The organism is Desulfosporosinus sp. Tol-M2 (assembly GCF_059735615.1).
In genome coordinates, this window is the sequence record NZ_JCAIJG010000098.1 from 1 (window position 1) to 7,332 (window position 7,332).

14 tRNA genes and 3 rRNA genes (1 of these 17 only partly in view) are annotated in these 7,332 nt (G+C 49.9%); all 17 read right to left on the reverse strand.

Features of this window, described 5'->3' with window-relative positions:
* Positions 1 to 242: 242 nt before the first annotated feature.
* Positions 243 to 1,999: ribosomal RNA gene (locus tag AC6I5A_RS06700) — 16S ribosomal RNA — on the reverse strand.
* A gap of 241 nt (positions 2,000 to 2,240) precedes the next feature.
* A tRNA-Gly gene (locus AC6I5A_RS06705) sits at positions 2,241 to 2,314 on the reverse strand.
* Positions 2,315 to 2,320: 6 nt separating this feature from the next.
* A tRNA-Met gene (locus AC6I5A_RS06710) sits at positions 2,321 to 2,398 on the reverse strand.
* A gap of 1 nt (position 2,399) precedes the next feature.
* Positions 2,400 to 2,474, reverse strand: a tRNA-Asn gene (locus AC6I5A_RS06715).
* A gap of 7 nt (positions 2,475 to 2,481) precedes the next feature.
* Positions 2,482 to 2,572, reverse strand: a tRNA-Ser gene (locus AC6I5A_RS06720).
* Between the two features lie 16 nt (positions 2,573 to 2,588).
* A tRNA-Leu gene (locus AC6I5A_RS06725) sits at positions 2,589 to 2,673 on the reverse strand.
* Positions 2,674 to 2,679: 6 nt separating this feature from the next.
* A tRNA-Thr gene (locus tag AC6I5A_RS06730) sits at positions 2,680 to 2,755 on the reverse strand.
* A 10-nt stretch (positions 2,756 to 2,765) separates the two neighbouring features.
* Positions 2,766 to 2,842, reverse strand: a tRNA-Arg gene (locus AC6I5A_RS06735).
* Positions 2,843 to 2,852: 10 nt separating this feature from the next.
* Positions 2,853 to 2,927, reverse strand: a tRNA-Gly gene (locus tag AC6I5A_RS06740).
* Positions 2,928 to 2,935: 8 nt separating this feature from the next.
* Positions 2,936 to 3,012, reverse strand: a tRNA-Lys gene (locus AC6I5A_RS06745).
* 4 nt (positions 3,013 to 3,016) lie between these two features.
* A tRNA-Gln gene (locus AC6I5A_RS06750) sits at positions 3,017 to 3,091 on the reverse strand.
* A gap of 46 nt (positions 3,092 to 3,137) precedes the next feature.
* A tRNA-Met gene (locus AC6I5A_RS06755) sits at positions 3,138 to 3,212 on the reverse strand.
* Between the two features lie 139 nt (positions 3,213 to 3,351).
* A tRNA-Tyr gene (locus AC6I5A_RS06760) sits at positions 3,352 to 3,435 on the reverse strand.
* Positions 3,436 to 3,460: 25 nt separating this feature from the next.
* Positions 3,461 to 3,536, reverse strand: a tRNA-Asp gene (locus tag AC6I5A_RS06765).
* 189 nt (positions 3,537 to 3,725) lie between these two features.
* Positions 3,726 to 3,801 (reverse strand) — tRNA-Glu (locus AC6I5A_RS06770).
* A gap of 567 nt (positions 3,802 to 4,368) precedes the next feature.
* Positions 4,369 to 4,485: ribosomal RNA gene (gene rrf, locus AC6I5A_RS06775) — 5S ribosomal RNA — on the reverse strand.
* A 234-nt stretch (positions 4,486 to 4,719) separates the two neighbouring features.
* Positions 4,720 to 7,332: ribosomal RNA gene (locus AC6I5A_RS06780) — 23S ribosomal RNA — on the reverse strand; it runs 702 nt beyond the window's last position.

The following is a 7,332-nucleotide window of genomic DNA, read 5'->3' on the forward strand; positions in this document are numbered from 1 at the left end:
TCCCTCGAATATCAAATATCGAACTTCGATCATCTGGTCTCTCAAAACTAAACAACAGTTATTACCAATGAGTTGCCGATCCCTCGGCTTGAGTCTTTCGACTCGTTTGGTCTCTCTTCGAACTTCCGTCCTCTGAAAGAATCGACCATTAGGATAAAACCTGAGATTCTTCGACTTGCTTAGCTCTCGTTTCCTTCGTGCTTCACGCCTCGAACTTCGAACCTCGATTCGGTTCTCCTTAGAAAGGAGGTGATCCAGCCGCACCTTCCGATACGGCTACCTTGTTACGACTTCACCCCAATTATCGGCCCCACCTTCGACGGCTAGCTCCATCCAGAGGTCGGAAATCAGATGCCTTTCCAGATATGTCGGTAATCAGATGCCAGATGTCAGATGTTTGTCTTATCTTTTGGTTCTAAGCTTTTCTCGTAAGATTTGCTTAGTCCTTCCAATAGTAACTTCCTCTCTGACTTCCSGTTTCTGACCTCCGGCCTCTGATTGGGCTTCTGCCCTCTGACCTCCGGACGGTTACCTCACCGGCTTCGGGTGTTGCAGACTTTCGTGGTGTGACGGGCGGTGTGTACAAGGCCCGGGAACGTATTCACCGCAGTATGCTGACCTGCGATTACTAGCGATTCCGACTTCATGCAGGCGAGTTGCAGCCTGCAATCCGAACTGAGACCGGCTTTCTCGGATTTGCTCCCCCTCGCGGCTTCGCTTCCGTCTGTACCGGCCATTGTAGCACGTGTGTAGCCCAGAACATAAGGGGCATGATGATTTGACGTCATCCCCACCTTCCTCCGGTTTATCACCGGCAGTCTATCTAGAGTGCTCGACTCTACTCGTTAGCAACTAAATACAGGGGTTGCGCTCGTTGCGGGACTTAACCCAACATCTCACGACACGAGCTGACGACAACCATGCACCACCTGTCTCTCTGCTCCCCGAAGGGCACTCCGCAGTTTCCTGCGGATTCAGAGGATGTCAAGCCCTGGTAAGGTTCTTCGCGTTGCGTCGAATTAAACCACATGCTCCACCGCTTGTGCGGGCCCCCGTCAATTCCTTTGAGTTTCAACCTTGCGGCCGTACTCCCCAGGCGGAGTGCTTATTGTGTTAACTGCGGCACAGAAGGGGTCGATACCCTCTACACCTAGCACTCATCGTTTACAGCGTGGACTACCAGGGTATCTAATCCTGTTTGCTACCCACGCTTTCGCGCCTCAGCGTCAGTTACAGTCCAGAAAGTCGCCTTCGCCACTGGTGTTCCTCCACATATCTACGCATTTCACCGCTACACGTGGAATTCCACTTTCCTCTCCTGTCCTCAAGATAGCCAGTTTCCGATGCACTCTCAGGGTTGAGCCCTGATCTTTCACACCGGACTTAATTATCCGCCTACGCGCCCTTTACGCCCAATAATTCCGGACAACGCTTGCCCCCTACGTATTACCGCGGCTGCTGGCACGTAGTTAGCCGGGGCTTCCTCCTTGGGTACCGTCATTTGTACTCAATTTTCTCAAGTACTTCGTTCTTCCCCAAAGACAGTACTTTACAATCCGAAGACCTTCATCATACACGCGGCGTTGCTCCGTCAGACTTTCGTCCATTGCGGAAGATTCCCCACTGCTGCCTCCCGTAGGAGTCTGGGCCGTGTCTCAGTCCCAGTGTGGCCGTTCACCCTCTCAGGCCGGCTACTGATCGTCGCCTTGGTAGGCCTTTACCCCACCAACCAGCTAATCAGACGCGGGTCCATCCATAATCGGTAGCATTCTCATCGGCCACCTTTCCTTATGCCTTGATGCCAAGACTTAAGATTATCCGGTATTAGCCCTCGTTTCCAAGGGTTGTCCCGGCTTTATGGGTAGGTTACCCACGCGTTACTCACCCGTCCGCCACTAAAAATCTCTTAGAGCAAGCTCTTTGAAATTCTCCGTTCGACTTGCATGTGTTAGGCACGCCGCCAGCGTTCGTCCTGAGCCAGGATCAAACTCTCCAAAAAAAGTTATTCCACTTCTCTTTGAAGAAGTTGATTCGCTCATTCTTTCTTGAAACTCCTTAGAGTCTCCTCATTGGCTGTCCTTGTTGTTTAGTTTTCAAAGACCATGGATGGTCCGGGTGTCACCGGAGCCAAGACTCGATCAGGACGTTCGAGATTAGTAGCGCTGCCAAGGATGGCAAAGCGCCGTGATGGCGGGAGATGACCAAAGACCATGACTCAAACACGATGTCTAATTTTCTAATGGAGCGGGTGAAGAGAATCGAACTCTCGTAACTAGCTTGGAAGGCTAGCGCTCTACCATTGAGCTACACCCGCATGTTTTGGTAGCAGGGGGGGGACTCGAACCCTCGCATGAGCGGGTATGAACCGCTTGCCTTAGACCGACTTGGCTACCCTGCCATGGCTCCCCGAGTAGGACTCGAACCTACAACCTACCGGTTAACAGCCGGTTGCTCCACCATTGAGCTATCGAGGAATGTATCTGGCGGAGAAGGAGGGAGTCGAACCCTCGCGGCAGTTACCCACCCTAACGGTTTAGCAAACCGCCCTCTTCAGCCACTTGAGTACTTCTCCACGGATCAGCTTTAATTGGTGCGGAAGACGGGACTTGAACCCGTACGGTGTTACCCACACGCCCCTCAAGCGTGCGCGTCTGCCAATTTCGCCACTCCCGCATTTGCTGGAGCCATTGACCGGGATTGAACCGGTGACCTTATCCTTACCAAGGATACGCTCTACCAACTGAGCTACAACGGCGAGTCCTTTATGGTGCGCTCGGAGGGATTCGAACCCCCGGCCTTCTGATTCGTAGTCAGACGCTCTATCCAGCTGGGCTACGAGCGCATATTTTTTTTGGAGCGGGTGACGAGATTCGAACTCGCGACTTTCACCTTGGCAAGGTGACACTCTACCGCTGAGTTACACCCGCGAATAGCTTGGTGGGCCATCCGCGACTCGAACGCGGGACACCCTGATTAAAAGTCAGGTGCTCTAGCCTACTGAGCTAATGGCCCGTTTTGGCTGGGGTGGAAGGATTCGAACCTACGAATGCCAGAGTCAAAGTCTGGTGCCTTACCACTTGGCGACACCCCAATCATATATATTAAGCCTTAAGCATTTGCTCTAGGACCCAATATCTTGGTTGCGGGGGACGGATTTGAACCGACGACCTTCGGGTTATGAGCCCGACGAGCTACCGCTGCTCCACCCCGCGACAATAAAACGAGGCACTATATTCGACATTCGTACACCCATATTCATCTTAAGCTTAACCTTTATTATTCAAAGACCTATACTACGTTCTCATGCGATTTTCTATCGTATTTCGAACCTCGATCTTCGAATTTCGAAATTGGTGGGCAGGGATGGATTCGAACCATCGTACCTCTCGGAACAGATTTACAGTCTGTCGCCTTTAACCACTCGGCCACCTACCCATTTTAGTTAGAAACTTGTATTATATGGCGACCCCGATCGGACTTGAACCGACGATCTCCTGCGTGACAGGCAGGCATGTTAACCACTACACCACGGGGCCGTACTCGGTATTCAATGTTCGAACACCATTCTCTTCCTCTTTAGTCCTAATCCAAGGTTTAAAGGATCTTTCGAACCTCGAATCTCAAACACCAAGCTTAATTTTGATGAGCTATAACCGTATCGAATCTACCTGCATCCTGCTTGTAAGTTGCTCTACCAACTAAGCTAATCACCCTTATATTTTGTTTGGTGACCCGTACGGGATTCGAACCCGTGTAACCGCCGTGAAAGGGCGGTGTCTTAGACCGCTTGACCAACGGGCCACTTTTTGAGAACTTTTTAAGTATAGCTGAAGGCTGAAACAATGTCAACATTTTTTAATAAAATTCGGATAATCCTCTCATTAGTTATACTTACTAAACCCCGGCATTCACTTTTGCAGATTAATAAAATGAAATACTTTATAATTACCCTTTTATTTACACATATGTGCATTGAACACCTTGCATTGCATTCAATGGAGTGATTATAACATAACCCCACTGATAAAGCATCAGAAGCGTCATATTAATTGAACAAAATCGCTATCTTTTAGTTATCTAGTTTCGTATTAATAAACAGATAAATTACTGCAGAATCATTTGGATCATTTAGGGAGCTATAGAGTTTGGTAGATACTAGTTTATAATAAATGATCATAATGATACTAAATTATTTTTAAAACAGCAATAATTCTAATGATATATTATACCCTGCTAAAACCGAATCAATCCTTCTTTCCCTTCGAGATTTAATAACGCGATGTACGGAATGGTGTATGGTTAGACAAAGATTTATATTCCTTCTCAACAGAAAGGGCTACCTCGCTAGAGATAGTCCTTTTGCTGTTTACCTGGCGATGACCTACCTTCCCAGGGGCCTGCGCCCCAAGTATTATCGGCCCTGGAGGTCTTAACTTCCGTGTTCGGGATGGGAACGGGTGGAACCCCTCCGGCATGATCACCAGATCTTCTCGATGTTCGAAGCACGATTTCGTGGTTCGAACTCGAATGTTTTCTTAAGAAAACCGGCTTAAAGGAATTATCCTTTACATGCTGTTCTCTCAAAACTGCATAGAGTATATTTTCCAGTCAAAGTCTCTCGAACCTGAGCCACCCACCCAGAGTATTGATTCTGAAGTCCTCCGTCCTCAGCCTTCCGTCCTTTCTGACCTCTGGCTTCTGACCTCCGACCTCCGTTATTAGGTCAAGCCCTCGACCTATTAGTACCAGTCAGCTCCACACCTCACGGCGCTTCCACACCTGGCCTATCAACCTGTTAATCTTTCAGGGGTCTTACCAAGCTTTCGCTCGTGGGAAATCTCATCTTGAGGCCGGTTTCGCGCTTAGATGCTTTCAGCGCTTATCCGCTCCGAATATAGCTACCCAGCTGTGCCTCTGGCGAGACAACTGGTACACCAGTGATTCGTCCATCCCGGTCCTCTCGTACTAGGGACAGATCCTCTCAAATTTCCTCCGCCTGCGACGGATAGGGACCGAACTGTCTCACGACGTTCTGAACCCAGCTCACGTACCGCTTTAATGGGCGAACAGCCCAACCCTTGGGACCTACTACAGCCCCAGGATGCGATGAGCCGACATCGAGGTGCCAAACCTCCCCGTCGATATGGACTCTTGGGGGAGATAAGCCTGTTATCCCCAGGGTAGCTTTTATCCGTTGAGCGATGGCCCTTCCACTCGGTACCACCGGATCACTAAGCCCGACTTTCGTCCCTGCTCGACTTGTTGGTCTCGCAGTCAAGCTCCCTTTTGCCTTTACACTCTGCGCGCGATTTCCAACCGCGCTGAGGGAACCTTTGGGCGCCTCCGTTACTCTTTAGGAGGCGACCGCCCCAGTCAAACTGCCCACCTGAGACTGTCCTAATCCCCGCTTCAGGGGACCTAGTTAGAACTTCAGTACAAAAAGAGTGGTATCCCACCGCTGACTCCACCAAAGCTGGCGCCCTGGCTTCTCTGTCTCCCACCTATCCTGTACATTTTATACCAAAATCCAATCTCAAGCTGCAGTAAAGCTCCATGGGGTCTTTCTGTCCTGTCGCAGGTAACCCGCATCTTCACGGGTATTACAATTTCGCCGAGTCCCTCGTTGAGACAGTGTCCAGATCGTTACACCTTTCGTGCGGGTCAGAACTTACCTGACAAGGAATTTCGCTACCTTAGGACCGTTATAGTTACGGCCGCCGTTTACTGGGGCTTCAATTCAAAGCTTCGCTCTTTCAAGCTAACCTCTCCTCTTAACCTTCCAGCACCGGGCAGGTGTCAGCCCCTATACTTCTCCTTGCGGATTGGCAGGGACCTGTGTTTTTGTTAAACAGTCGCCTGGACCATTTCTCTGCGGCTCTTCTTTCATTAAGAGCGCCCCTTCTCCCGAAGTTACGGGGCTATTTTGCCGAGTTCCTTAACGAGGGTTTTCTCGCGCGCCTTAGGATTCTCACCCCATCTACCTGTGTCGGTTTTCGGTACGGGCACCTGGTCACTCACTAGAGGTTTTTCTTGACAGCCTGGAGTCGCTTACTTCGCTACTATTTTTCGCTCCCCGTCACGTCTCAGACTTACCATAGGGCGGATTTGCCTGCCCTACATCCTTCTCGCTTGGGCCAACTCTACCAACGGTTGGCTTAAACTATCCTTCTGTGTCGCCCCTTTGCTCAAACATTTCCAGGTGGTACTGGACTTTCAACCAGTTATCCATCACCTACGCCTTTCGGCCTCGGCTTAGGTCCCGACTTACCCTGGGCGGACGAGCCTTCCCCAGGAATCCTTAGATTTTCGGCGGACAAGATTCTCACTTGTCTTTTCGCATACTCATACCGGCATTCTCACTTCTATTCTCTCCACTCAACCTTCCGGTTGAACTTCTCTGATCATAGAACGCTCCCCTACCATCTCAGAGGTCAGATGTCAGAAGCCGGAAGCCAGATTATTTCCATTTTACATGAAGCGCATACAGCTGTTTTCCAAGTTCATCATAACTTTCATACAACTTTATATACTCTTCTTCTTGGATATAACCTAGGTCTTTACTCATTTCCAGTAAGACCTTTACTTCGTCTTTTGAACCTTGGGCCATTAATCCAGATATCAGTGGTCAGATGCCGGATGTCAGATTATTGTTCTGATCTCTGGCTTCTGATTTCTGGCTTCTGGAATGACTTCTGGCCTCTGTCATCTGACCTCTGGATCCATAGCTTCGGTGTTACACTTGAGCCCCGTTACATTTTCGGCGCAGAACCACTCGACCAGTGAGCTATTACGCACTCTTTAAATGGTGGCTGCTTCTGAGCCAACATCCTGGTTGTCTGGGCAATTCCACATCCTTTCCCACTTAGTGTATCTTTGGGACCTTAGCTGATGGTCTGGGCTGTTTCCCTTTCGACTATGAAGCTTATCCCCCACAGTCTGACTCCCAATCTTAATCTAATGGCATTCGGAGTTTGATAAGGTTCGGTAACCTGGTAAGGCCCCTAGCCTATTCAGTGCTCTACCGCCATTAGTCATCTATTGAGGCTAGCCCTAAAGCTATTTCGGGGAGAACCAGCTATCTCCGTGTTCGATTGGCATTTCACCCCTACCCACAGCTCATCCCCTGCCTTTTCAACGACAGTGAGTTCGGGCCTCCAGTGGGTTTTACCCCACCTTCACCCTGGCCATGGGTAGATCACACGGTTTCGGGTCTACAGCATGTAACTATCCGCCCTTTTCAGACTCGCTTTCGCTTCGGCTCCGGCTTCCCGCCTTAACCTCGCTACATACCATAACTCGCCGGTTCATTCTACAAAAGGCACGCCATCACGC